The organism is [Mycobacterium] stephanolepidis, assembly GCF_002356335.1.
Taxonomy (GTDB): domain Bacteria; phylum Actinomycetota; class Actinomycetes; order Mycobacteriales; family Mycobacteriaceae; genus Mycobacterium; species Mycobacterium stephanolepidis.
In genome coordinates, this window is the sequence record NZ_AP018165.1 from 2,160,603 (window position 1) to 2,185,749 (window position 25,147).

The window sequence follows — 25,147 nt, forward strand, 5'->3', positions numbered from 1 at the left end:
ACCCATCAGCAATGAGCACTGGTGTGACTGTCGCCACAACCGGGCGTTCGAGTTGATTAACTCGTTCGCGAGTGCTCATCCACCGCCTTTGTTCATGGCACCGTTGCCTGCTCGGCAAGAGATTAGCATTCCCTTACCTAAGTGTCGATGGCTAACCCTAGCCCTGCGCAGGTCAAGATGGTTAGGCTAGCCTAAACTAAAAGCGCACTCAGCGAATCCAGGAGGGTGTAATGCCGAGCACAGTGATGCAACCGACACGCGGATGGCAGGGCGCGGTTCTCAAATTGTTCCGAGCCGGCGATTTCCAGCTAACAGTGACCGGTCGGCGCGAGCTGACCGACAACTATGTGAGGCTCAGCTTCTCCGCCGGCGGCCTGCTGCAGGACCGAGACATTCATCCGACCATGTGGATCCGGTTGTGGTTCTCGGATGGGGAGAAGCTGCACCAGCGCGGATACACGCTGGTCAACCCGGATCCGCGGGCCGATACCGTCGATATCGAATTCGCGCTGCACGACGGGCTGGCGGCACGCTGGGCACAGGCGGCCCTGGTGGGCGACACCATCGAGGCCACCGTGTTGGGCAGCCACTTCGAACTGCCCGTTCCGGCTCCGCGGGGATACGTCATCGTCGGCGACAGCGCGTCTCTGCCCGCGATCAACTCCCTGCTGGAAGCAATCGGCGACAGCCCGGCCACGGTTTTCCTGGAGGCCGCGCACGAGAGCGACAAGACGCTGCCGGTGAATGGGAATGCCGTCTGGGTGGATCGCCATGGCGACCCATCGCTGGTTCAGGTGGTGTGTGAGGCGGCCTTCGATGCCCCCGATTTCTTCGGGTGGGTGGCATGCGACACCCGGACCACTCGCGAGGTTGCGCAAGTCCTCAAGGATCACTACGGCATTCCGCGCAGGGCGATGAAAGCCCAGGCCTACTGGATGGCCTGAGGGAAAATGTCGCGGTAACGGCTCGATCGGCTCTAGGAAGCGAGCCGCAGTCGCGGCATCTGCCGACCCGCGGCAGCATCCAGAATCGTGGTGACGGTACCGAAGCGGTCGGTCGCACGCCGGCACAGCTCGCGTAGCTGGCGGGGGTCGGTGGCATCGGCGGCGATGGCCATGACCTCATCTGCGCCATAGCCGTGCAGCATCCTCGTCAGATCGGTGGTGTGTCTGCCGCAGATGACCACCCGGTGCCCGTTGCGCACCAGTATCCGCACAATTTCACGCCCGCTCGGGTCGTCGGCGTTGAGGACGACGACAACATCGGGGCCGGGGGTCGTGTCGATCTGCATGTCCTTATTGAGCCAGCGATTCCTGGGTTTCGGGTGTGAGCGCCATGTGGATTGGTTGGATGACCTCCGCCGTTGATTCTATTCACGCAGAGTCCGCGGGCCGCGTCCTCGTGCGCTCTTTGCGATCACCCTGAATGCAATCTCGCTGGTCGCACGACGGTGGCGCAATGGTGCACATGCGACCGTCCGTTGCAGGTAGGGGCGGGTGGGGACCGGCGCATTGAAGCCGACCTGACAGATATCGAATTCATCCGCCAGATGGCCATTGAGCTGGCCTTTAGCGTGTTGGCGAGGTTGTCTCACGTCAGGAGGACTGGTGGCCGCTGCCGAGCCCACGCCATTGCGCCGCCCGCGTGCCGATCAGGCGCGACTGGTGGCCGATGTGTTGCGTCATCAGATCCACGCCGGTGCATACGCCGACGGCGGCCTACCGAGCGAGCAGGACCTGGCCGCGGAGTTCTTCGTTTCGCGCAACACGGTCCGCGAGGCGCTGACGACGCTGAAAGAAGAAGGCCTCATCGAGCGGGGGCCGCGTACCGGCACCCACGTGGCGCTACGTAAATACGAGCACGGACTGGACGCGCTACTGGGGCTGAAAGAGACATTCAAGGGATACTGCGAGGTCTGGAACGAGGTTCGCGTCATTCAGGAGGTGAACGCGCCTCCTGCGGTCGCGCATAGATTGCGCCTCGATCCCGGCGCGCGCGTCATCTTCATCGAGAGGCTGCGATACCTCGGAGATCTACCGCTGAGTCTGGACAAGACCTATCTGACCTCTGACGTGGGGGAGGTCTGACCTCTGACGTGGGGGAGGCGGTCATCGAGCATCAGCTCGAGAGCAATGACGTCTTCGCCCTCATCGAGCGCGTCACAGGGCGCAGGTTGGGATCGGCCAACCTGGCGCTGGAGGCAGTCTCGGCGGATTCGCATTCGGCTGCGACGTTGCAGGTACCCGATAGCGCGCCACTGCTGCTCCTGGAACGACTGACCCACCTCGACGACGGGACCCCCGTCGACCTCGAGTACATCAGAATGTGCGGTGATCGAATCACTTTGCGCAGCAATCTATTAAGGGATATCTGAGGCTTCTCATGACACTGGTCAACAACCGTATCGACGTTCCCGTCACCATCGACGAGTCGCTCTGCATCGAAGGCTGCACGTTGTGTGTTGACATCTGCCCACTGGACTCGCTGGCCATCAATCCCGAAAACGGCAAGGCATTCATGCATGTCGATGAGTGCTGGTACTGCGGACCCTGCGCGGCCCGCTGTCCCACCGGTGCGGTCACCGTCAACATGCCCTATCTCATCCGTTAAGTCAGGACAGCTCATGAACAGAACAGCCCTTCTCTCCGCCCTCCTTCTCACCCTCGTCGCCGGCTGCTCCCTGGATTCCGGGTCCGGCTCTGACAATGACGTGACAGTCGTCGTCGGATATCAGTCCAAGACCATCAACACCGTGACCGCGGGAACGCTGCTGCGTGCCCAGGGCTACCTCGAGAAGAGGCTCGCCGAGGCCGGGTCGCGCACCGGGACCAAGTACACGGTGCAGTGGCAGGACTACGACACCGGAGCACCGATCACCGCGCAGATGCTCGCCGAGAAGATCGACATCGGCTCGATGGGCGACTATCCGCTGCTGATCAACGGATCCAAGACTCAGGCCAATGAGAAGGCACGTACCGAACTCGTGTCGATCACCGGCTACAACGCCAAGGGCGCACTCAACATGGTTGTAGTGCCACCGAATTCACCGATCACCACTTTGCCCGAACTGAAGGGAAAGAAGGTGTCCGCGAGTGTGGGCTCGGCGGGGCACGGCACGTTGGTGCGCGCGCTGCGCAACGAGGGGCTCGACCCGACCAAGGATGTCGAGGTGTTGAACCAGCAGCCACAGGTCGGGGCCTCGGCACTGGAATCCGGTCAGGTGCAGGCATTGTCACAGTTCGTGGCATGGCCGGGTCTGCTGGTCTTCCAGAAGAAGGCCACGCTGCTCTATGACGGTGCCGAGCTGAACGTTCCCACCTTCCATGGTGTGGTGGTGCGCCGCGACTACGTCAAGCAGCATCCCGAGGTGCTGGACGCCTTCCTGCAGGCTCAGCTCGACGCAACCGACTTCATCCACGAGAAGTCCCTCGAGGCCGCGCGCCTCGTCGCCGAGGGTAGCGGCCTACCTCAGGAGGTGGTGTATCTCTACAACGGGCCCGGTGGCACATCGTTCGATACCACCCTCAAACCCTCGCTCATCGAGGCCTTCAAAAGCGATGTGCCCTACCTGAAATCGATCGGTGACTTCGCCGATCTCAACATCGACCAATTCGTGCAGGACGGACCGCTGCGCCAGGCCTACACGACGCGCGCCAAGAACTACGAAACCGAACTGGCCGCCAAGGTGAATCCGCTGGTGCTACAGCCGGCCGCCGGGGCAGATCCGGGTCAAGCCGCCGAAATCTGGTTCGAGGGTAAGGATTCCACACAGGTGTATGCGACGGCGCAGGAGCTGTTGAAGGCAGTCAACGCAGCGAACGTGTCTGGCCAGAAGATTCGCGCCGCCTATGTCTCAGATGCGGAGTTGGGTACGCGGTGGTTCGCCGATCATGCCTGGTGGGTCCGGGATTCGGCCGGTCTGCATCCGTTCACCACCAATGCGGGCGCCACCCGATACACCTCCACCCACGCCGGCGCGACGCCCTTGGATTACGCACAGGCGCTGGCGGCGGCATCGTGAGTAGCCTGCCCATCGTTCAGGCGCGACCGCGAGTGGTCGCGACGGCCCCCGCAGGTGACCGGATCGGCGAGGCCGCTCATACCCGTCGGCAGGGTTCGCGATACCTCGCCTGGGGGATCCGGGCCTCGTCCGTTGCTGTGGCGGTACTGCTCTGGCAGCTCTTGACGGCAAACAAGGTGCGTTTCGGGCTGCGATTCGACACACTTCCCACGGTCACCGAGATCGTCTCCGCCCTCGCTAAACGTATTGGAACCGAGCAGTATTGGCTGGACCTCGGTCAGTCCACCATCCGGATTCTCACCGGGTTCGGCCTGGCGGCGATGCTTGGCGTCATCACCGGAATCTGGCTGGGGCGTTCCCCGCTGTTCGCGAACATCGTCGGCCCGCTCACCGAGTTGGCTCGCCCGATTCCGGCGATCGCGATCGTGCCGGTGGCCATCCTGTTGTTTCCCAGTGACGAGGCGGGGATCGTGTTCATCACCTTTCTCGCGGCCTACTTTCCCATCATGGTGAGCACGCGGCACGCGGTGCGTGCCCTGCCCACGCTGTGGGAGGAGTCGGTCCGCACCCTGGGCGGCAGCCGTTGGGATGTGTTGCTTCGGGTGGTGCTGCCCGGCAGCCTTCCCGGGGTCTTCGGCGGTCTCTCGGTAGGCATCGGCGTCGCATGGATATGCGTGATCTCCGCCGAAATGATCTCAGGGCGTTTGGGAGTCGGGTACCGGACGTGGCAGTCGTACACGGTGTTGGCCTACCCGGATGTGTTTGTCGGGATCATCACCATCGGCGTTCTCGGATTCCTGACCTCGGCGGCCGTCGAGTTGGTCGGTCGCCGGGTGACGCGGTGGCTACCCCGCGCCGAGGAGGCACGCTCATGAGTGCCTCCACCCTCGTTCTCGACGGGGTGACCCTCGGATACGGCGGCCGCACCGTGGTGAACCGTCTGAGTCTGACTGTGCGCCCTGCGGAGATTCTGGTCCTGACCGGACCTTCGGGTTGCGGCAAGTCCACCGTGCTCCGCGCTCTGGCCGGGCTGCTCGCACCCGACTCGGGCACCATTCACGCCGATGGCGAGAAGGTTGTCACCACCTCCCGGCACCGCGCCATGGTGTTCCAGGACAATGCGTTGTTGCCCTGGCGCACGGTGCAATCGAACGTGGAGCTGGCCCTCAAGCTGGGTGGTGTACCTCGCGCGGGGCGGCGCCAGGCGGCACAGACCTGGATCGATGACGTCGGTTTGACGGGCTTCGAGGACTACCTGCCCAAGAGCCTCTCGGGTGGCAAGCGCCAACGTGTTCAGTTGGCCCGCGGCCTGGCGGGCGCTCCACGTGCGGTCATGATGGACGAGCCGTTCGGAGCACTCGACGCCCAGACTCGCGCCAGCATGCAACGTCTGCTGATCGATACCTGGCGCAGCCATCCCACCACGGTGGTGTTCGTGACACACGACGTGGACGAGGCGCTGTTACTCGGCGATCGAATCGCCGTTCTGGGGCGCGCGGGTCAGCCGCTGCGTGCGCTGCTGGATGTTCCCGATCCCCGTGAGGCCGATGGCGATCGGAGCGCGCTGCGCGCCGAAATCCTGGCCGCACTGAACCATACGGAGCTTGTCGCCTGATGCAGATCCCTGAACTTGACAGTGCCATCCGGCTGGACTGTGACGTCCTGGTCATCGGCGGTGGAACCGCCGGGACCATGGCGGCGCTGACCGCGGCCGAGAACGGCGCCCAGGTGATTCTTCTGGAGAAGGCACACGTGCGGCACTCCGGTGCACTGGCGATGGGTATGGATGGTGTGAACAACGCCGTCATTCCCGGCAAGGCCGAACCGGAGGACTACGTCGCGGAGATCACCCGCGCCAACGACGGCATCGTGAACCAGCGCACCGTGTACCAAACGGCGACACGCGGTTTCGCGATGGTGCAGCGGCTCGAGCGCTACGGGGTCAAGTTCGAGAAGGACGAGCACGGCGAATACGCCGTACGGCGCGTGCATCGATCGGGCTCCTATGTATTGCCGATGCCCGAGGGTAAGGACGTCAAGAAGGCGCTGTACCGCGTGCTGCGGCAGAAGTCGATGCGAGAGAAGATTCGCATCGAAAATCGCGTCATGCCGGTGCGGATACTCACCGATGAGGGGAGAGCAGTCGGCGCTGCGGGTTGCAATACCCGCACCGGTGAGTTCGTCACGGTCGGCGCGAAAGCGGTGATCCTGGCGACGGGTCCGTGTGGCCGCCTGGGTCTGCCCGCCTCCGGTTACCTGTACGGCACGTATGAGAATCCGACCAATGCGGGGGACGGGTACGCGATGGCGTACCACGCCGGGGCCGAGCTGTCGGGCATCGAGTGCTTCCAGATCAATCCGCTCATCAAGGATTACAACGGCCCGGCCTGTGCCTATGTGGCCAACCCATTCGGCGGCTATCAGGTGAACGCCCAGGGAGAGCGCTTCGTCGACTCCGATTATTGGTCCGGCCAGATGATGTCCGAGGTCAAGAATGAAATCGAGTCCGCACGCGGTCCCATCTATCTCAAGGTGACTCACCTGCCGGATGAGACGTTGTCGGCGCTGGAGAGCATCCTGCACACCACCGAGCGACCCACCCGCGGCACCTTCCACGCCAACCGCGGACATGACTACCGCACCCATGACATCGAGATGCATATCTCCGAGATCGGTTTGTGTAGTGGTCATTCGGCATCGGGCGTATGGGTGGATGAGCATGCGCGCACCACGGTGCCCGGCCTGTACGCGGCGGGAGATCTGGCCTGCGTGCCGCACAACTACATGATCGGCGCCTTCGTGTACGGGGATCTCGCCGGTGAGCATGCGGCCTCGACGCTTTCGAAAACGCCTGCACCGCTGGAATTCCCCGTTGATCAGGTCAAGGAGGCGCATGAGCTGATCTACCGTCCGTTGCGCCATCCGGACGGCCCTCCGCAGCCTCAGGTCGAGTACAAGCTTCGCCGCTTCGTCAACGACTATGTGGCCCCGCCGAAGACGGCGGCCAAGCTGTCATTGGCGGTACAGACATTTGAGCGGATGGCCGACGAGGTGGGTCAGATCGGTGCGCGCACCCCGCATGAGCTGATGCGGGCGGCCGAGGTGTCGTTCATCAGGGACTGCGCCGAGATGGCGGCACGCTCGTCATTGACTCGTACCGAATCACGGTGGGGCCTGTACCACGACAGGGCAGATCTGCCGGATCGTGACGACGAGAATTGGCGTTATCACCTCAACCTGCGTAAGACCGCCGACGGCGCCATGGACTTCGTGAAACGGCCCGTCGCAACATATTTCGTCCCGGTTCCGGGTCTCGACGACCTGCCGTCGGGGGAGACCGATCCGATTCCGGTGCATCAACCCGAACTGCTGGGCGGAAAAGCGCCCGCGGCCCGGATCTCGAATGTGATCGCCGCGGAGGCCGAGCAGCCGCCGTCGCCGCGAATCGCGGCGGTGTTGTCCTTGGAGGCGCCCACGGTCGAGGAGCTGCTGCAGTACCTCGCCGACGACGATCCGGGCGTGCGCCGCACCGCGATCGCCTCGCTCACCGAGCACATCCCCGCGGGTTACGAGGCGGCCTTGTTGAATGCGTTGGGGGACAGCGATGCGTCCGTGCGTCGCACCGCTGCCGACGGAGTGCGTGAGCTCGTCGAGGTTCTCGAGGACCCCGCCGCGATTGGCCATCACGTCGGCGCGTCCGACCCCTTGGTGCGCAGCTCCGCGCTGTACGTGGCGAGTGCCCGGAAGGTCGGCGATCCGGCCGCCTACGTCGCGTCGGTACGCGACTCAGATCATCGGGTCCGAATCGAAGCCGTACGCGCCCTGGTGTCCGTGGACGACGCGGTGTCCATCGCCACCGCTGCCGAGGATGAGAACCGCGAGGTGCGGATTGCCGTGGCCAACGGGCTTGCGAAGTTGGCCGCCGGTAGCGCGACGGTGCGGGTGCTGGTGCGCGACCGCGACCCCTTGGTGCGGGCCGCGGCGTTGACGGCTGTCGGTGCGCTGGGAGTCGACGATCAGATCTTCGATGCCGTCCAGGAAGCACTGAAGGCTCCGGCCTGGCAGATCCGTCAGGGTGCGGTGCGCGCCTTGGCCGGAGCGGATCCGGGGCAGGCCGTGCCGGCGCTGGCGCGCGCGCTGGACGATCCGCATCTGGATGTACGTAAGTCGGCCGTGCTGAGCCTGAGCCAGTGGGCCTCGACGGAGCCCACCGTCCGTGACGCGCTGACCGGTGCGTTGCAAGATGGCGACGCTGACGTGAGAGCCTATGCGCGACAAGCACTTGCAGCCGGCTGACGGGAGCGTCGAAGCACACTGGATTGGGCTTGGCAACGTGGCGGAGGTCATGTTACGGGCGGGTACCAGGGCCACTTAGCATAGGCTAGGCTTACTCAGATGTCGAAGATGAGTACGGTCGTAGATTCCGGTATCGGCGCCCAGACCTGGGTTTCTGTACAGGAGGGACTGCCGGACGGTTTCGCGCCGGCCGACCTCGCCAGCGTTCTCGCGCAGGAAATCCCCGAGCGCAACGGCGACGAATATCTGATCTACGAACGTGATGGCGAGTGGGTGCTCGCCATCGGCGCCCGCGCCTCCGTCGAACTCGACAGCGACGGACTGCGCATCATCCGTGACGGGTCCGTGGAGCAGCGCGGTTGGTCGGGACATCCCGGCGCCGCCCTGGAACAAGCCGTGGATGAGATCTCCGACGGCGTGCACCGCGTCTTCGGGTGGGTTGCGTTCGAGTTCGGCACCTATCGCTTCGGCCTGCAGCACCGGTTGACTCCCGGCACGCCGATGGCGCGGGTCTTCGCCCCGCGTGCGGAGGTCGTGATTACCGGTGACGGAGTGTCTGTCTGTGAAGAAAGCTACGTCGACGAGATTCGTCGGGTGCTCGATCAGGGGGCACCGCCTGCGCCGGTGCCGGTATCGATCGACCTGATTCCGGACCCATCCGACTACCGTGGCCGCGTAGGCATCGCTACCGCAGAGATCCGATCGGGCTTGTACCACAAGGTGATTCTGTCCCGGCGTGTGGAAGTGCCGTTCGCGATGGACTTCCCGTCGACCTATCGACTCGGCCGTCACAACAACACGCCGGTGCGTTCGTTCCTGCTGCGGCTCGGCGGCATTCGTGCCCTCGGCTACAGCCCCGAACTCGTGGCCGCCGTGGAAGCAGATGGCACCGTGATCACCCAACCGCTTGCCGGAACTCGTGCGTTCGGCCGGGGCGAGGACGCCGATCGGGTAGCACGCGACGACCTCGAATCGAATGCCAAAGAGATTGTGGAGCACGCGATTTCCGTGCGCAGCTCACTCGCTGAACTCGGTGAGGTGGCCGAGACGGGCAGCACAAAGGTGACAGACTTCATGACCGTGCGCGAGCGCGGCAGCGTGCAGCATCTGGGATCGACCGTCAGCGGAGAGCTGAGCGCCGGGATGACCCGGATGGATGCGCTTGAGGCACTCTTCCCCGCCGTCACCGCGTCGGGTATTCCCAAAGCGGAGGGCGTCGACGCCATCCTTCGACTCGACGATCATCCGCGTAGCCTCTACTCCGGTGCGGTGCTGATGATGTCTCCCGATGGCGGACTGGATGCGGCGCTGACGCTACGCGCGGCCTACGAGCAGGACGGGCGGGCCTGGCTGCGTGCGGGCGCGGGCATCATTGAGGCCTCGACGCCCGACCGTGAGTTCGAAGAGACCTGCGAAAAGCTTGGAAGTATTGCGCCTTACGTGGTTCAGCGCGAGGGGTAATCGTCTGCCGCCGGTCGCGCTGGACTTCGCCCTGCCCCTAGGGGCAGGCTCGAGAAGTTCCCGCGAGGATGAGGTATGCAGATGGATGACTACACCGCTTTGCCCGCCGGTCTACCCGTTCCCATAGATGACGGGGCCGCCGATCATCTGCCAGGTGTACCGATCCCGGACCTGACGTTCACGGCCAGTGACGAAAGTTTGGTGCGGCTAAGCGAATTGCCCGCCGGGCGCACCGTCCTGTACCTGTATCCACTCACGGGGCGCCCCGGTGCAGACATCCCGGAAGGTTGGGATGCCATCCCGGGTGCGCGGGGTTGCAGCACCGAGGCCTGCGATTTCCGAGACCATTTCGACGAGCTACGGGCTTCGGGCGTGGAACAGGTCTGGGGACTGTCCAGTCGAGACGTGGGCTATCAGGCCGAGGTTGTCCAGCGACTCCGTCTGCCGTTTCAGATGCTCTCGGATCGGGATTTCGCCTTGGGCGATGCCCTGAAGTTGCCCACATTCGCCGCGGCCGGGCACCCACGTCTCTACACGCGGATCACTCTGGTGGTACGGGACGGAACCGTCGAGCACGCATTCTACCCGATCTTTCCGCCGAACACGCACGCACAACGCGTGCTTGAGTGGCTCAGATCGCACCCGATCGACTGAGACCTAGCCCGTCAACGAGGCGAGCAGGGCCCGTTTGTCGATCTTGCCCACCGCGGTGAGGGGCAGCGAGGGGACCGTCACCAGTTTGTCGACTCGCGAGTGTGTGGCGGCACCACGGTCCTGCAGGTGCCGATTCAGCTCGGCGGCCGCAACCGGCTTTCCCTTGAACACGATTGCTGCACAAACAATCTCACCGAGATATTGATCCGGTAATCCGACTGCGGCAGCCGCGTAGACCGCAGGATGAGTCTGTAGGTGCGATTCGAGGTCCAATGCGGCGATGGACTCCCCGCCGCGAAGGATGACGTCCTTGATGCGACCGGTGACTTCCAGATAGCCACCCGGTAACGCCCGCACCCGGTCGCCGCTGCGGTAGAAGCCGTCGGCGGTGAAGGAGCGCATGTTGTCGGCCTCGGCGCGGTAGTAACCGTTGAGCGTGTACGGACCGCGCACCAACAGCTCACCTGCCTCACCTGGGGCTACCGCGGTGCCGTCCTCGTCGACGATGCGAACCTCATCGGCCTCGCACATGGGTCGGCCCTGGGTGTTGTCGAGGATGTCCGATGGATCGCCGGGATGGGTCAGGCACAGCAGGCCCTCCGCCATACCGAAAACCTGCTGCAGTCCCGGGGTGAGCGATTCTCGAACCGTCCGTGCATCCTCGGCACCGAGTTTCGCACCGCCCACCTGGAGCAGCCGCAGCGTTTCCGGCAGCACCGGCTCCCATGCGGTGGCCTGTGCCCAGAGCTGGGCGAGCGATGGCACCAGCGCCGTCACGGATACCCGGTGCCGCGCGATGGTTTCAAACGCGGACTCCGGGCTTGGGTCCGAAAGGAAAACCGTAGTGGCACCTGTGCTTATCGCGCCGATGAGACCAGGGCAGGCCAGTGGGAAATTGTGCCCGGCGGGCAGCACCACGAGGTAGACGTCGTCCTCGGTGAGGCCGCAAACCTGTGCGGCCCGCGAGGCGTTGTAGACGTAGTCCTCATGGGTGCGGGGGATCAGTTTGGGTGCCGCGGTGGTGCCACCCGAGACCAGCAAAAGCGCCGGGCGGTCCGTCTGCGCTATCGGTAGGTCGCCTTGAACTTCAACGCTTTCCAGCAACCCCGACCAGGCGATGAAGCGTTCGGGGGTGCCGGCGGGTACGTCACCGTCGATCACGATGTGGCGTAGGCAGGCATGCTTTGTGGATAGCTCGGCGGCCAGCGCGCTGTAGTCGAACCCACCGGCGGAATCTGCGACCACCAACGCGACGGCATCGGCCACCTCGATGAAATGTGACAGCTCGGCAGCCCGGTGTCCCGGCAGGCACATGATCGGTATCGCGCCCGCACGCATCAAACCGAAGAATGCGACCGCAAATGATGCCCGGTTGGGAAGCTGCAGCAGCACACGATCGCCGGGAGCTATCCCCAGTCGGATGAAGGCATGGGCCGCGCGGTCGGCGTTCGCATCGAGCTCGCGGTAGGTCATCGCGCAGTGCTCATCGATAACCGCAGGATGATCGGCACGTCTGGCGGCGGTCGTGCGCAGCAGCGACTCTACGGTCCTTCCGGCCCAGTACCCGGCCGCGCGATACGTGTCGGCACGTGCCGTGGGAAAGGGTACAAAGCCTTCCGCCGGGACTGTTTCAGCCGAAGGGATGGGGGTCGATGTGGCCTGAGTCATCGCAGCTCCTTGTGGGTGACCCCTCGCAGTTTAGATAGGGTAGCCTCCTCATAGTTAGGGCAGCCTGTACTAAAAGCGAAAACGCGAGGTGAGATCGAGTTGCGCACCGTGAGCGAGGGTGGCGTCGAGGTGGACGTCACCAGCCGAAGGGCGTCGGCCGGCCTCGATCACGATGCCGCGCCACGGCTGTCCGCGGGGCAGCACCGTATATGGTTCGCCCACGGGGTGACGCCGGCGCTGATGAATCTGTGTCGTTCGTACCGGCTCAGCGGTGAGGTGGATATCGAGAGATTGCGGGCCGCTGTCACCGCGGTGGTGGCCCGCCACGAAACCTTGCGCACGACGTTTCGCATCGGCGCCGACGGCGACCCGGTGGCTGTCCTGCACGACGACCTACCGGTTCGATGGATCGAGCACGACGTGTCGGATCGTGCGGGCGCATCGCAACAGCTCCGGCTCGGTGTGCTGGCGCAGCGTGAATTCGCGACTCCGATCGATCTCACGGTGGAGTCGCCGTTGCGTGTCACGGTCATCCGCACCAGCGCTGCAGAACATGTCATGCTCGTTGTCGCTCACCTCATCGCGTGGGACGACGACTCGTGGTCGGTGTTCCTTGCCGATCTGACTACCGCATACGTACATGGCGAGATCGCGGAACCACTACCGATGCGGCCTTCGCACGATGGGGCCGATCAGGCGGATCTCGAGTACTGGCGTGATGAGATGGCGAACCCTCCTGAGCCGCTGGAGCTTCCGGGCGCTAATGGCTCGGTGGCCGCGAGCGACTGGAAGGCCGGACGCTGCACGGCGCGTCTCTCCGCCTCGGTCATGGACCGCGTCGAGCAACTTGCCCAAGAGTCGGGCACCACACCATATGTGGTTTTGTTGGCCGCGTATTCCGCTCTGCTGCACCGGTATACACATGCCGAAGACTTCTTGGTGGCAGCGCCCGTCCCCACGCGGGAAGCCCACGCGCAGGGCAGTATCGGGCACTTCGGTCATACTGTCGCCCTCCGCATGCGGCCACACAGCGGCCAAAGCTTCCGGGATCTGCTGACGGATGCGCATCGGACCACTCTGAACGGGTTTGCACACCAGCGGGTCAGTCTGGACCGTGTGGTCGCGCGCGTCGGCTTCGCGATGGGCGCAGATTCTGCCGCCCGGTTCTGCCCACCCGGAATTCACTGTGAAAGAACATCATTGGAGGGGCAGGTGGCATACGTGCCGCTTGGCCTGCGGATCGAAACCGGTCCCGATGGTGCCGACGTGGTTGCCGAATACCTGGTTGACGTGTTGGACGAGCGTTTGACCACACAGATGCTCCGCCACTTCGCCCATCTGCTCGACTCTGCGCTCGCCGATCCGAACCGACCGCTCGCCGGTCTGGATCTCATGGACGCGCGTGAAGCCCAGTGGCTGCGGGAGGTGTCGTCCGGAGAACTTTTTGAGGCGCAGCCGACTACGCTCGGTGAGCTGGTGGCCGCCCGTGCAGCCGCGCAACCGGATGCCACCGCGCTCGTCTACGAGGGCAGGCACTACTCGTACCGGGAAACCAACGAACTGGCGAACCGGCTGGCGCACTGGATCATTGGGCAAGGTATCGGTACCGAAGATCATGTCGCGGTGCTCCTGGACAAGTCGCCGGATTTGATCATTACCGCGCTCGCCATCGCCAAGGCGGGTGCGGTCTATGTCCCCGTTGATCCAAATTACCCCGCTGATCGCATCGCGCACATCCTGAGCGATGCGCGGCCGAAGTTGGTCATCAGAGAACCGGTAACGGGTGTCGGGCAGTTCGACCCCCGTGAACCGGTCGATGCCGACCGGGTGCGGCCGCTGACCGCCGACAATGCCGCCTATCTCATCTACACATCGGGTTCGACGGGCCTGCCCAAGGGCGTGACGGTCACACATCGTCCGTTGACCGAGTACTTCAACTGGTTCCGCGCTGAGTATCGGGTCAGCGGATCCGATCGGGTGCTGCAGGTGGCCTCGCCGAGCTTCGATGTGTCGGTGGGTGAGATTTTCGGCATCCTCAGCTGCGGTGGTCGGCTGGTCATCCCGCGTCCGGGCGCACTCGGTGACGTCGCGTACCTGACGGAACTGTTGAACAGCGAGGGCGTTACCTCGATGCACATGGTTCCCTCGCTGCTGGGGTTGGTGCTGTCGTTACCCGGAGTCACGCAATGGAAGTCGCTACGCCGGGTACCGGTGGGTGGCGAGGCGTTGCCCGGTCCGGTCGCCGATAAGTTCCACGCCACTTTCGATGCGTCACTTCATAATTTCTATGGTCCCACCGAGACCGTCATCAACGCCTCGCGGTACAAGGTGCGCGGAATTCAGGGGACGCGGACCGTTCCGATCGGCACGCCCAAGATCAACACACAGATACACATCCTGGACCAGACGCTGCGACCGGTGCCGGTGGGGGTCATCGGCGAGATCTACATTGGCGGAACACATGTGGCGCGCGGATATCAGCGGGCCGCCGGTCTCACCGCGCAGCGCTTCATCGCCGATCCCTTTGTTCCCGGGCAGCGGATGTACCGGTCCGGCGATCTTGCGCGGCGTAGTGCGAACGGTGACATCGAGTTTGTCGGTCGCGCCGACGAGCAGGTGAAGATCCGAGGGTTCCGTATCGAACTCGGTGAGATCGCCTCGGCCATCGAGGTGGACCCGAGCGTCGGCCAGGCGCTCGTGGTGGTCGATGAGCTGCCGCATGTCGGCAAGCGACTTGTTGCGTACCTGACGCCGGTCGGCGGACACGTGGTCGATCTAGACCGTATCCGCGCCAGGATTTCGGCTGCCCTGCCCGACTTCATGATTCCCGCGGCGTATGTCGTGCTCGACGAGATGCCCATCACCCGGCACGGCAAGATCAATCGGGACGCTCTGCCGGCACCGGAGGTCGGGTCCGTGACCAGACGTCGAGAGCCGGAAACCGCGACTCAGCGGCAGGTGGCGGCTCTTTATGCGCGCCTGCTCGGGGTTGCGACAGTGGGTGCGGACGACTCGTTCGTCGATCTCGGGGGCCATTCGCTGCTGGCGAGCAAGCTGTCGGCGGCGATTCTGACCGAGTGTGGAGTCGGGGTGGACATCCGCGAGATCTTGGAGCGGGGCACTGTCGCAGGCTTGGCCAAGTTGGTCGACCAGCGTCGTAGTGGTCTCGTCGCGGATGGCGAGGATCGCGAGGGCGAGCCAATCCCGTTGCTTCCCAGTGGTCGTCGCCTCTATGAGCATGGAAACCCGCGAAGGCTGGCCGAAACCCACGTCTTCTGGCTGCCCGAGGGCATCACCCGATCCACGCTGGAGGAACTTCTCAACGCGGTGGTCGGAGAGCACGAGGTGCTGCGCAGCCGGCTCGACTGCGAGCGCCTGGAGCTGGTTCCACGCACGCGGCAGTCTCTCCGATTGGTCGAGATTCTCACGGAGGATCCGTCCGATGCGGCCGGTGCCGAGATCGGCCGTGCGGTGGACCGACTTGATCCTGAACAGGGCTGGATGCTCTCGGCGGTATGGCTGCACCCCGAAGGCGAGCCCGGAGTTCTCATCCTCGTGGTGCATCAGCTCGCCGCCGACCCCACCTCCTGGCGAGTCATCATGCAGGAGCTGGAATCTCGATGGCAGTCACTGATATCAGGCGCTGCGCCGACCAACAGTCACACCGACGGTGGCTACCGCCGTTGGGCCAATGCGTTGGTCGCCGAGGCTCGGGATGTGGGCAGCCTGCCGTTCTGGATCGCCCAGCTGGACGGTGAGGATCCCCCCATCGGTTCGCGTCGAATAGAGCCCGAACTCGATAGGGAAGCCGATGTGGCCGTCACCGTCGAGTCCGCACCGGCCGATGTCAGTGCGGTACTGCTGAACTCGGGGATCCCGATGGAGCAACTGCTGGTGGCGGCAGCGGCACGCACCGTGGCCCAGTGGCGTCGGCGCCGCGGACAGGCCGCGGTCGAGACGCTGCTGGCGGTGCAGGTCTCCGGACGCGGGGACGCTACTGCTAAAACCGTGGGTCTGCTCGGTACGGCGTATCCGCTACGCGTGGGTGGCACCGATCCGCTGGGGATCGGACCGCGCGGTTTGGTGGAGCGAGTCGCCCGGCAACACAGCGCGATGCCGGGGCGGACCATTGACTACGGGCTACTGCGATATCTGCGTGCCGACACCGGCGCGGTGCTGCGGCAGTATCGCGATCCGCAGATCCTGTTGAACTACCTCGGACACGATCGCGGATTCGAGGGAGACCTCCTACGCCGCGACGGTTTGCTTTCGGTGTCGGGTTCGCCTGTGCCCGAGCCGGAATCGGCGGTGCGTCACGAGCTCAGCATTGCGGTGCTGATCATGGGGACCACCGAGGGGCCGTCCATCGGAACGCTGTGGCAGGCGATCCCGGAGGTGCTCGAGCGCTCGGATATTACCGAGCTGCAATCGATTTGGCACGAACAGCTGGGGATTCTGGCGAAGGAGCTATGGTGACGTCCACACTGGCAGTGATAGGCGCGGGAGCCAAGGCGGTGGCGGTTGCCGCGAAGGCGGCCGTGCTGCGTGAATGCGGGGTCGACGTACCCGATGTGGTGGCGATCGAACGTCAGCAGGTCGGTGCCAACTGGCAGGCGTGTGGCGGCTGGACGGATGGACAGCACCGGCTGGGCACGAGCCCCGAGAAAGATGTGGGTTTCCCGTATCGATCCGCCGTGGTTCCGGGGCGTAACGCCGAGATCGACGCCCGGATGATGCGTCTGAGCTGGCAGTCTTACCTCATCGCCACCGGCCAGTTCGCCGAGTGGGTTGACCGCGACAAGCCCGCACCGACGCACAAGCGCTGGGCTGATTACCTGACGTGGGTGGCCAACACGGTCGATATGAAGGTGGTTCAGGGCGAGGTAACCAGTCTGTCCATCGATGACGACAGATGGGTTGTGGGTACCAACGACTGTTCCATTGCCGCCGACGCGGTCATGGTGACGGGGCCCGGGCAGCCGGAACGGTCCGTGCTGCCGGAGCACCCGAATGTCTTGTCAATCGCCGAATTCTGGCGCCGCTGCGCCGGATCAACACGCTTGACCGCAGAACGTGTCGCCGTGATCGGCGGAGGCGAGACAGCCGCCTCAGTGCTCAATGAGCTTTTCGGACACCGGGTCTCGACGATCACCGTGATCTCTCCCGGCGTCACGCTGTTTACCCGCGGTGAAGGGTACTTCGAGAACGCGCTGTTCAGCGATCCGACTGGGTGGTTGCACCACACCATGGAGGAGCGTCGCGACGCGTTGAACCGTACCGATCGCGGGGTGTTCTCGGCCCGTGTCCAGGAATCACTGTTGGCCGACGACCGTATCCGCCATCTGCGCGGCCGCGTGGCCCACGCCGTCGCCCTGGAGGACCGGATCCGATTGACGCTGCGCAGCGACCGTGCCGGCGAGCCCTCCGAAACCGTTCATGGCTTCGATCTGGTGATCGACGGCGCGGGTGCGGACGCATTGTGGTTCTTACCCCTGTTCGATCAGAGCGCTCTCGACCTCATGGAGCTCAAACTGGGTGCCCCCGTGGACGGTAACGTCTTGCAGGAATCCCTTGGCCACGACCTGTCCGTCAATGGTCTGACTCCTAAGCTCATCCTGCCGACGCTCTCGGGTCTGACCCAGGGCCCGGGGTTTCCCAATCTCAGCTGTCTCGGATTGTTGTCCGATCGAGTGCTCGGTGGACACAGCAGCACCGAATCGGCTCGTCGCGAAAGGAAAACAAGTGAGTACCAACCCATTTGATGACGAGAGCGGCGTCTTTTACGTACTGGTCAACGACGAGGAGCAGCACAGTCTATGGCCGACGGCCATAGAGGTGCCGGCGCAGTGGCGGGTGGCCTTTGGCGAGGCCTCGCGTGCCGATTGCGTGGAGTACATCGAGGCCCACTGGACCGACATGCGGCCCAAGAGCCTGCGCGACGCCATGGCGGGCAGCTAGCTAGCTGGTGTGGCTGTGGTGATGCGCCATCCGGTGGTGGATTCTTGCTGGCGCCAGAATTCTGCGAAACGGCCTCCGAGGGAGCTGAGTTCGGTGATCGAGCCTTGTTCGATGATGTGGCCGTTGTTGATGAAGAGCACGTGATCGGCGTTGCGGATCGCGTTGAGCCGGTGGGCGATCATGATTTTGGTGCGGGGGCGTGGGTCGTTGTTGATGGCGTCGGTGATTGCGGTTTCGTTTTCGGTGTCCAGGGCGCTGGTGGCTTCGTCGATGAGCAGGACGGGGGCGGGTTTGATGAGTGCGCGGGCGATGCTGACGCGTTGGCGTTCACCGCCGGATAGGGCGGTGCCGGCTTCGCCGACGCGGGATTGTTCGGCATCGGGCAGGCGTTCGATGATCTCGTCGACGCGAGCCAGCGCCATCGCTCCGCGCGCCTCCTCGTCAGCGGCCGTGGGGTGCCCGACGAGAACGTTGTCGCGAATCGGCCCATCGAAGAGGTAGGGGTGTTGGAACACCATGCTGACCAGGGAGCGGCGGCTGGCGGTGTCCAATGTTGCGACATCGGTTCCGTCGATGAGGATTTGGCCGCTTTCTGGTTGTTGTAGCCCGGCGATGAGGGCGAGGATGGTGCTCTTCCCGGATCCAGATGGCCCGATGACGGCGGTGGTGGCAGCGGGTTCGAGGATGAAGTTGATGTCTTTGAGGACGTGTTCGCCGGTGCTGTCATACCGGAAGGTGACGTTGCGGAATTCGATGCGTGGGGCGGGGGTGTCGGCGGATGCGACGGCATCTCCGGGCTGATCGGCCGCCTCGGTGGTGATGATGGTGTTGAGGCGCTCGAACACGCCACGTGAGTTCTCGACGGCCCCGCCCAGGCCCGCCAGCACGGTGAATGGTTCTAGGAATCGGACCACGATGACCATGAGTGCGACGGCTTCGGGTGCCCCGATCTCGCCGCGCACCGCCAGGGCTGTCGCGGTGCCGGCGAGCAGGATGAGGGTGATTTGGCTGACGATGCTGAACAGCAGCTGACCGGGGATCTGAAAGAGTAAGAGCCGCATGGTCGCACCACGTGCTGTCGCGACGGCTTGGCCGGCCTGGCTGCGGGCGGGGCTGACGCGTCGGCTGGCTCGTAGGGCGGCTTGGGTGCGTGCGAATTCCAGGATGCGTTCGGTCAGTGCGCTGTGGGCTTTGGTGTCTGCTTCGTCGGCGGTGCGCACGATGCGGATGCTGGCCAGCAACGTGCCCAGGAGCAGCGGCAGGGTGATGAGCGCCGCAACACCGAGCTTCCACGAGATGAAGAACAATCCGATGGTGATGGCTGCCGGTAACAACACCGCCCCGATCATCGGGGTCAGTAGGTTGGCGATGAATCCGACGAGGTCGGGGCCGCCGGAGGAGATCGCCTGGCGGGCCATGGCGGTGTGTTCGGCGGTGAACCAGCTCAGTGGGATGTGGGTGAGCCGGTCGGCGACTTGGTGTTGTGAGTCGTTGAGTAGGGCGAATCCGATGCGGTAGCCGAGGCGGGCCAGCGCGGTGTCGACGATCCAGCCGCCGACGGTGACCGCGGTGAGTACTCCGAGCCAGGGCAGTGCGTCGGTGGGGGTGGTGCCGAACAGGGCGCCGAGCAGCGGAACGAGAAGCAGGCAGCCCGCGGCGCGTAAAACCACGGACAGCACCGAGAGCGCGCTGTAGGTGTAGAGGGAGTTGCGGTGTGTGGGGGGGATGAGGCGAATGAGGTGGGTCAGCATCAGATGTTCTCTCCGGCAAGGACGCTCGAGGGTTCTTGTAGGCGTGCGTCCCATAAGCGTCGGTAGCGTCCGTTGTTGTTCACAAGTTCGGTGTGGGTGCCGGTTTCTACCAGGTGGCCCTGGTCGAGGACCACGATCTGGTCGGCGTCGGCGATGGTGTGCAGTCGGTGGGCGATGACGAGCACGGTGCGGTTGTGAACGAGCCGGCCCAGGGCTTGTTGCACCAAATATTCTGATTCGGGGTCGGCGAAGGCGGTGGCTTCGTCCAGGATCAGGATCGGGGTGTCGGCCAGCAGTGCGCGGGCGATGGTGAGGCGTTGTTTTTCGCCGCCGGAGAGTTGGGTGTTGGTGTCCAGGACGGTGTCATAACCGTTGGGCAGCCGCAGGATTCGCTCATGAATCTGCGCATCCCGAGCCGCGGCGTGGATGTCGGTGTCGGTGGCTTCGGGTCGGGCCAGTGCGATGTTTTCCCGGACGGTTCCGGCGACCAGTTGCACGTCCTGGAACACGAATCCGACTTTGGTGTAGAGCTCATCGGCGCTCAGGGCCCGAATATCGGTGCCGTCGATGCGAATAGCGCCGCTATCGACGTCATGGAATCGTGCCAGCAGCGAAGCCAACGTCGACTTACCCGAACCCGACGGGCCCACCAGCGCCGTCACGGTCCCCGGCCGCAGCGTCAAATTCACACCATGAATAACCGGCACCCCCGGCCGATACCCGAACGTCACGGTGTCGAAGGAGACGGAGGTCTCTCCGGCACGCCCCTCGGAAGCCTGCTCGGTCAATTCGGTCTCGCCGAGGGCAACCGCGATATGCCGGGCGGCCTCCACGCCACCACGAATACCGCCAAGGCCGTATGCGATTCCCAGCAGGCGGGTGCCGAAGGTGGTGCCGAGCACCAGGAATGGCAGCAGGGTCGTGGGCTCCATGGCTCCGGCGACGACCAACAGCGTGCCGGCCCCGGCGATCAACCACAGGAACGTTGTCGGCCGGGTGACCAGATCCATAAAGGTCTTCTTCCCGATGAACGGCCGTTGCCATTCATTGAGGAAGGACAGGTATCCGTCCAGCCTGCGTTTGAACGAGGACGCTGCCGAGCCGCCAAAGATGCGGATCACCGGCTGGCCTTCAAGATAGGCGGCCGATTCTCCGCTCATCCGCTCGCTCCAGCGCGAGGCTTCGATGATCTTCGGGCCGCTCTGGAACATCATGGTCGCCGTCGTCACGAGGTAGATCAGAATGGGCACCAGTAGCAACAGGGTCAGGCGCCAGTCGACGACGAAGAGGTAAATCAGCACCGCCACGGGTCCGACAACGGCGGCCACCGCATCGGGGATCGCGTGGGTGATCAGATAGTGCAGCGACAAGGTGTCGTCCTGAATCAGCTTCTTGACCGATCCCGAACCGCGTTGCGTGAACCACCCCAACGGAACCCGGGACAGCTTCGAGAGGAGCCTTTGCCGAACATCGGCGCTGAACCGTATTTCGACGACGTGCATCCAGACGGTAAGGGCCGCACCGAGAGCGGCGCCGAGCACGAGCAGCGTCAGGAAGATGAATCCGGTGTGCCATAGGCGGGATTCGTCGGCCCCGGCCAACAGCTGGCGGGTGAGCTCCACGAGCACCACGAACGGCGCCAGCTCGACCATGGTGATGATCGCCTGCAGCACACCACCGGCGATCATCTGCTTCTTGACCGGCGCCAACAATTCCCCGGCAGCCTGCGAACGCCAGCGGCCTTGGGGCACTGCAGGTTCCGGGGGAGCGGCAGGATTCTCGGCGACGGGCTTGGGGGCGGCGGGTACCTGTTGAGTATCGGTGTCTCCGCGGCGGCTGCCCATGGCGCGGCCGAAGGTCCAGTAGGCCGCGGCGTGCACGTCGGCCTTGGGGAATCCGAATTGTTCCTTGAGGCGCTTGCGCAGATGTTTGAGCGAGCCCGCTTCAGGTCCTGCCCAGGCGTACCAGTTGGACCAGTCGCGGGCCTCGATTGCGGAGGCCAGTGAGGTTTCATCGGCGCGGTCCACCCAGTGCAGAACCCGTCGGGGATGCTCGGTCAGCGGGATGAGCTCATCGTCGGGGCTGTGGCGTTCCAGATACACCTCGACATCCACATCGGCGGGCAGCGCGGCCAGGATGGAGTTGATCGCCGGGATGGATGCGGAGTCGCCGATGAGCAGGAATCCGGCGGGAAGATCCTCGGGAACCTCAAAACGCGCCGAGCCGAAAGCCACTACCGGAATGGTCATTCCGGGCTGGGCCGCCCCCGCCCACCGGCAGGCGGGCCCGGCGGGCTCGTGGATCACCACATCGATCGCGAACTCGCCGGCCTCGACATCTGTCGAGACGATCGTGTACGCCCGCTGATGTTCGGTGGCACCGCCCTCAGGGTCGGGGAACCAGAACCGCAGCCATTCGGCCGGCGTGTGGAGCAGGTCCTCGAAAAGTGTGGGCGCCGACATCGTCAGCCGCACACAATTCGGTGCGACCTGACTGGTACCGACCACAGTGGCTACATGATCACGCGCCCCAAGCCCGCGCAGCACCGCACCCTGGAAACCTCTACCCATGCTGATGTGACCTTTGTTAGTGCTCTGTGTGGCTCCGGCCGACACATCCGGGCCATATACTTAGCCCATCCTAACCTAAGAGGTGTCGACGGGGTCAGGTGCGAACGGCGACATCATCCGGTGGGGCCGTTTCCGCCTCGTCGGGATCTGCACAGGGGATATCTGTTCCGGCGATCGAGGCTCCGGCCGTCTCGATGAGGAAAGGTAGGGCGCATAGCCCGATGGCGCAGGCCAGCATCAGGTAGGCGGCGGGGAACAGGTCCCATCCGGTCGCATCGACCATGAGGTCGTTCACCAGCGGCGCAGTGCCACCGAACGCGGCGGTCGAGAGGTTGTAGGAAATCGCGAATCCCGCGTATCGCACCTGGGTGGGAAACATGCACGGGAAGGTGGCGGTGATGGTGGACAGCTGCGGTATGTACAGCAACCCGAGCACCGCGAAACCGACTATTGCCCAGGCGAATCCCTGTCCCATGAGCCAGAACATGGGCAACGCGAGGATGAGAAGCCCGATCAGGGAGAACAGCCACATGGGTTTGCGTCCGACGCGATCAGAGAGTGCGCCGCAGAAGGGTAGGAATGCCATCATGGCGACCTCGCCGATGAGGACAACCATCTGTCCTTGGGTCTCGCTCATCCCGAGCCGGGTCTTCAGGTAGGTCGGCTGATAGCTCAGCAGGGTGTAATTGGTGATGTTCAGTGCGATGACCAGCAGCATCATCACGATCATGGGGCGCTTGTAGTCATGCACCAGATCCTTGAGCCGCTGAAACGCAGTCTCCTGGCCCTGGGGCTCCTGCTCCTGCATCTCCTTGAACAAGGGCGGGTCATCGAGGCGACTTCGTAGATACCAGCCGATGAGGCCCATCGGGAGCGCGATGAGGAACGGAATGCGCCAGCCCCAGGAGTGCATGTCCTGCGTGCTGAGAGTGGCATCGAGGATCAGAACGAAGGCGGCGCCTGTTGCAAAGCCGCCCAAGGTGCCGAACTCCAGAAATGAACCGTACTTGCCGCGCTTCTTATCGGGCGCGAACTCGGCCATGAACGTTGCCGCGCCACCGTATTCGCCGCCGGTGGAGAAACCTTGTATGACGCGCAACAGGATCATCAGGGCAGGCGCCGCAGCACCGATCGTCGCCCAGCTGGGCAACACACCGATGAGCGTGGTGGACAACGCCATCAGCACGATGGTGATGGCCATGACGCTCTTGCGGCCCAACCTGTCACCCAGCGGCCCCCAGATCATCCCGCCGAGGGGCCGCAGCAGGAACGAGATCGCGTATCCGAGCATCGTGAACGCGGTGCCCAGGGTGGGGAAGAACGCCTGCGTCAGGAAGGTGGTTGCGGCCGCATAGACGCCGTAGTCGTACCACTCCGTGGCGTTTCCCATTGCCGATGCCGCGATGGCCCGGTGCAGCTGCCGCCGACCCGTGGGTGATTGGAAGTCCGGGCCGGCCGTCGTCATCAGCTAATACCCGGCGGCCGACTGGTGAGTGGCGTGAATGTCCGCGCCGCGATGTACTCCGGACGCGGCTCCGATCCGGCGAAGGGTCGCTCTGGTGCGTTCTCCACCGAGTTGAACACCAGGAAGACATTCGAGCGCGGATAGGGGCTGATGTTCGATCCAGACCCGTGCATGAGGTTGCAGTCGAACCACAACGCATCGCCCGGTTGCCCAAGGAACAATTCGATGCCGCTGGTGAGGGCGGCCTCGGCGAGGGTATGAGTGGATGGAACGCCAACCTCTTGCTCCACCAGAGATTTCCGATGGTTTTCGTGCGGGGTGGCACCGACGCATGGGTAGAAGGTGCGATGCGTGCCCGGCATGACCTGCAACGTCCCGTTATAGGCGACGTTGACGGTCAACGCGATCGAGCAGGACACGGTGCGCATCTGGGGGAGTCCGTCTTCGGTGTGCCAGGTCTCGAAATCCGAATGCCAGTAGAAGCCGCGTCCCCTGAATGCGGGCATCGCATTGATTCGCGATTGATGTAGGTAGACCGGCCCGCCCAGTAGCTGCTCGGCGACGTCAAGCACACCCGGCGAGCACGCGACGTCCATGACGACTGAGCTCAGGGTGTGTGCCTCGAAGATGGACCGCACCTCATGCGATCCGGCCTCACGGATGATCCGCGGGTCATCGCCCAATTGCAAAGGCACTCTGTCGATCTCGTTGCGCAAGGTGGAGACCGTCATATCGTCGACGGTGCTCGGTCTGATGAGGAATCCCTGATCGGACATCTGGGTGAGCGCCGGCGGGGCCAGGGGCCCCTCGCCCATGGCGCCCCGGACCACAGGCTCTGTCCTGACGATCGGAGGCTGTTCGGTTTCCAGACGGCTGGGGTAGCGATCGACGATCGCGGGGGCACTCATGAGAGCGCAGGCGCGGTAGGGTATGCGCCGGACTCGTCGTGGACCTCCCGCCCGGTGACAGGAGGATTGAACACACACATCATGCGCATCTGGGTATCGGCGGAAAGCTGGTGTCGCTCATTGCCGTTGAGCAGATACATGCTGCCCGGCCCGAGTGTGATCAGCTCACCGTTCTCCAGGTTGGTCAATGTGCCGGTGCCTGCGGTAAGCCACACCGCCTCGATGTGGTGCTGGTAGTGGAAGACGTGGACAGTTCCCGCGTCAATGGTGGTCTCGTGGAAAGAGAACCCGACTCCGTCATCTGCCAGCACGATCCGCTTGCTATGCCAGCCTTCGCCGCTGACATCGCGTTCGGTACCCGTGATCTGCTGGGTAGTACGGACGATCACGATAGT

General features: G+C 64.1%; 17 protein-coding genes and 2 pseudogenes. 12 read left to right on the forward strand and 7 right to left on the reverse strand.

Annotated features, from left to right (window positions below; all coding sequences use genetic code 11):
• Positions 1-230 precede the first annotated feature (230 nt).
• The gene (locus MSTE_RS10700; RefSeq protein ID WP_096501065.1) at positions 231-944 is read left to right on the forward strand and encodes a siderophore-interacting protein; all 714 of its coding nucleotides are present in this window, start codon (positions 231-233) and stop codon (positions 942-944) included.
• A gap of 32 nt (positions 945-976) precedes the next feature.
• Here MSTE_RS10700 and MSTE_RS10705 read toward each other — a convergent pair whose 3' ends face one another.
• Positions 977-1,291 (reverse strand): SDR family NAD(P)-dependent oxidoreductase, encoded by a 315-nt coding sequence (locus MSTE_RS10705; RefSeq protein WP_096501066.1) that lies wholly within the window; start codon positions 1,289-1,291, stop codon positions 977-979.
• 316 nt (positions 1,292-1,607) lie between these two features.
• On the opposite strand from MSTE_RS10705, the pseudogene MSTE_RS10710 reads away from it, so the two are divergent.
• The 8 genes and pseudogenes from MSTE_RS10710 to MSTE_RS10745 all read left to right on the forward strand — a co-directional run.
• A pseudogene (locus MSTE_RS10710) lies at positions 1,608-2,374 on the forward strand (GntR family transcriptional regulator).
• A gap of 8 nt (positions 2,375-2,382) precedes the next feature.
• The gene (locus tag MSTE_RS10715; protein WP_030095683.1) at positions 2,383-2,610 is read left to right on the forward strand and encodes a 4Fe-4S dicluster domain-containing protein; all 228 of its coding nucleotides are present in this window, start codon (positions 2,383-2,385) and stop codon (positions 2,608-2,610) included.
• 13 nt (positions 2,611-2,623) lie between these two features.
• Entirely contained in the window at positions 2,624-4,021 is a 1,398-nt protein-coding gene (locus MSTE_RS10720; protein WP_096501068.1) for an ABC transporter substrate-binding protein, read from the forward strand.
• A 62-nt stretch (positions 4,022-4,083) separates the two neighbouring features.
• Entirely contained in the window at positions 4,084-4,896 is an 813-nt protein-coding gene (locus MSTE_RS10725) for an ABC transporter permease (protein WP_408645916.1), read from the forward strand.
• Entirely contained in the window at positions 4,893-5,636 is a 744-nt protein-coding gene (locus MSTE_RS10730; RefSeq protein WP_096501072.1) for an ABC transporter ATP-binding protein, read from the forward strand. Before MSTE_RS10725 ends, MSTE_RS10730 begins: the two co-directional genes overlap by 4 nt.
• Complete coding sequence (locus MSTE_RS10735; RefSeq protein WP_096501074.1) at positions 5,636-8,317, forward strand: fumarate reductase/succinate dehydrogenase flavoprotein subunit; 2,682 nt, start codon at positions 5,636-5,638, stop codon at positions 8,315-8,317. Before MSTE_RS10730 ends, MSTE_RS10735 begins: the two co-directional genes overlap by 1 nt.
• Before the next feature lie 99 nt (positions 8,318-8,416).
• Entirely contained in the window at positions 8,417-9,778 is a 1,362-nt protein-coding gene (locus MSTE_RS10740; RefSeq protein ID WP_096501076.1) for a salicylate synthase, read from the forward strand.
• Positions 9,779-9,859: 81 nt separating this feature from the next.
• Positions 9,860-10,432: pseudogene (locus tag MSTE_RS10745) on the forward strand (peroxiredoxin); the annotation flags it as partial.
• Positions 10,433-10,435: 3 nt separating this feature from the next.
• Here the strand turns inward: MSTE_RS10745 and MSTE_RS10750 are convergent.
• Complete coding sequence (locus MSTE_RS10750) at positions 10,436-12,100, reverse strand: (2,3-dihydroxybenzoyl)adenylate synthase (protein ID WP_096501080.1); 1,665 nt, start codon at positions 12,098-12,100, stop codon at positions 10,436-10,438.
• 99 nt (positions 12,101-12,199) lie between these two features.
• Here MSTE_RS10750 and MSTE_RS10755 point away from each other — a divergent pair, with 99 nt between their 5' ends.
• The 3 genes from MSTE_RS10755 to MSTE_RS10765 are packed head-to-tail and all read left to right on the forward strand — an operon-like array spanning position 12,200 to position 18,058.
• On the forward strand, positions 12,200-16,576 hold the full coding sequence (locus MSTE_RS10755) for a non-ribosomal peptide synthetase (protein ID WP_096501082.1): 4,377 nt from the start codon (positions 12,200-12,202) through the stop codon (positions 16,574-16,576).
• Positions 16,573-17,862, forward strand: a complete 1,290-nt coding sequence (gene mbtG, locus MSTE_RS10760; protein WP_044104714.1) for an NADPH-dependent L-lysine N(6)-monooxygenase MbtG — start codon at positions 16,573-16,575, stop codon at positions 17,860-17,862. Before MSTE_RS10755 ends, mbtG begins: the two co-directional genes overlap by 4 nt.
• Positions 17,843-18,058, forward strand: a complete 216-nt coding sequence (locus tag MSTE_RS10765; RefSeq protein WP_030095693.1) for an MbtH family protein — start codon at positions 17,843-17,845, stop codon at positions 18,056-18,058. Before mbtG ends, MSTE_RS10765 begins: the two co-directional genes overlap by 20 nt.
• Here MSTE_RS10765 and MSTE_RS10770 read toward each other — a convergent pair.
• The 5 genes from MSTE_RS10770 to MSTE_RS10790 all read right to left on the reverse strand — a co-directional run bounded on the left by MSTE_RS10770 (position 18,055) and on the right by MSTE_RS10790 (position 25,141).
• Positions 18,055-19,809, reverse strand: coding sequence for an ABC transporter ATP-binding protein (locus MSTE_RS10770; RefSeq protein WP_096501084.1), 1,755 nt, complete (start codon positions 19,807-19,809; stop codon positions 18,055-18,057). The genes MSTE_RS10765 and MSTE_RS10770 overlap by 4 nt on opposite strands.
• Positions 19,809-22,379, reverse strand: coding sequence for an ABC transporter ATP-binding protein/permease (locus MSTE_RS10775; RefSeq protein ID WP_096501086.1), 2,571 nt, complete (start codon positions 22,377-22,379; stop codon positions 19,809-19,811). Before MSTE_RS10775 ends, MSTE_RS10770 begins: the two co-directional genes overlap by 1 nt.
• A 94-nt stretch (positions 22,380-22,473) precedes the next feature.
• Positions 22,474-23,769, reverse strand: a complete 1,296-nt coding sequence (locus MSTE_RS10780) for an MFS transporter (protein ID WP_162291625.1) — start codon at positions 23,767-23,769, stop codon at positions 22,474-22,476.
• A 74-nt stretch (positions 23,770-23,843) separates the two neighbouring features.
• Positions 23,844-24,752 carry an ectoine hydroxylase gene (gene thpD / locus MSTE_RS10785; RefSeq protein WP_096501090.1) on the reverse strand — a complete coding sequence of 303 codons (909 nt, stop codon included), beginning with the start codon at positions 24,750-24,752 and terminating at the stop codon, positions 23,844-23,846.
• A complete protein-coding gene (locus tag MSTE_RS10790; RefSeq protein ID WP_096501092.1) occupies positions 24,749-25,141 on the reverse strand; it encodes an ectoine synthase in 393 nt (130 codons plus the stop codon). The genes thpD and MSTE_RS10790 overlap by 4 nt, the downstream gene beginning before the upstream one ends.
• Positions 25,142-25,147: the final 6 nt, after the last annotated feature.

Coding starts and splice junctions, on each gene's coding strand:
- MSTE_RS10775 (WP_096501086.1), bottom strand. CDS start 22,379: ATGGGTAGAGGTTTCCAGGGTGCGGTGCTGCGCGGGCTTGGGGCGCGT.
- MSTE_RS10720 (WP_096501068.1), top strand. CDS start 2,624: ATGAACAGAACAGCCCTTCTCTCCGCCCTCCTTCTCACCCTCGTCGCC.
- MSTE_RS10780 (WP_162291625.1), bottom strand. CDS start 23,769: ATGGGAAACGCCACGGAGTGGTACGACTACGGCGTCTATGCGGCCGCA.
- MSTE_RS10715 (WP_030095683.1), top strand. CDS start 2,383: ATGACACTGGTCAACAACCGTATCGACGTTCCCGTCACCATCGACGAG.
- MSTE_RS10700 (WP_096501065.1), top strand. CDS start 231: ATGCCGAGCACAGTGATGCAACCGACACGCGGATGGCAGGGCGCGGTT.
- MSTE_RS10705 (WP_096501066.1), bottom strand. CDS start 1,291: ATGCAGATCGACACGACCCCCGGCCCCGATGTTGTCGTCGTCCTCAAC.
- MSTE_RS10735 (WP_096501074.1), top strand. CDS start 5,636: ATGCAGATCCCTGAACTTGACAGTGCCATCCGGCTGGACTGTGACGTC.
- MSTE_RS10770 (WP_096501084.1), bottom strand. CDS start 19,809: ATGCTGACCCACCTCATTCGCCTCATCCCCCCCACACACCGCAACTCC.
- MSTE_RS10740 (WP_096501076.1), top strand. CDS start 8,417: ATGTCGAAGATGAGTACGGTCGTAGATTCCGGTATCGGCGCCCAGACC.
- MSTE_RS10750 (WP_096501080.1), bottom strand. CDS start 12,100: ATGACTCAGGCCACATCGACCCCCATCCCTTCGGCTGAAACAGTCCCG.
- MSTE_RS10730 (WP_096501072.1), top strand. CDS start 4,893: ATGAGTGCCTCCACCCTCGTTCTCGACGGGGTGACCCTCGGATACGGC.
- thpD (WP_096501090.1), bottom strand. CDS start 24,752: ATGAGTGCCCCCGCGATCGTCGATCGCTACCCCAGCCGTCTGGAAACC.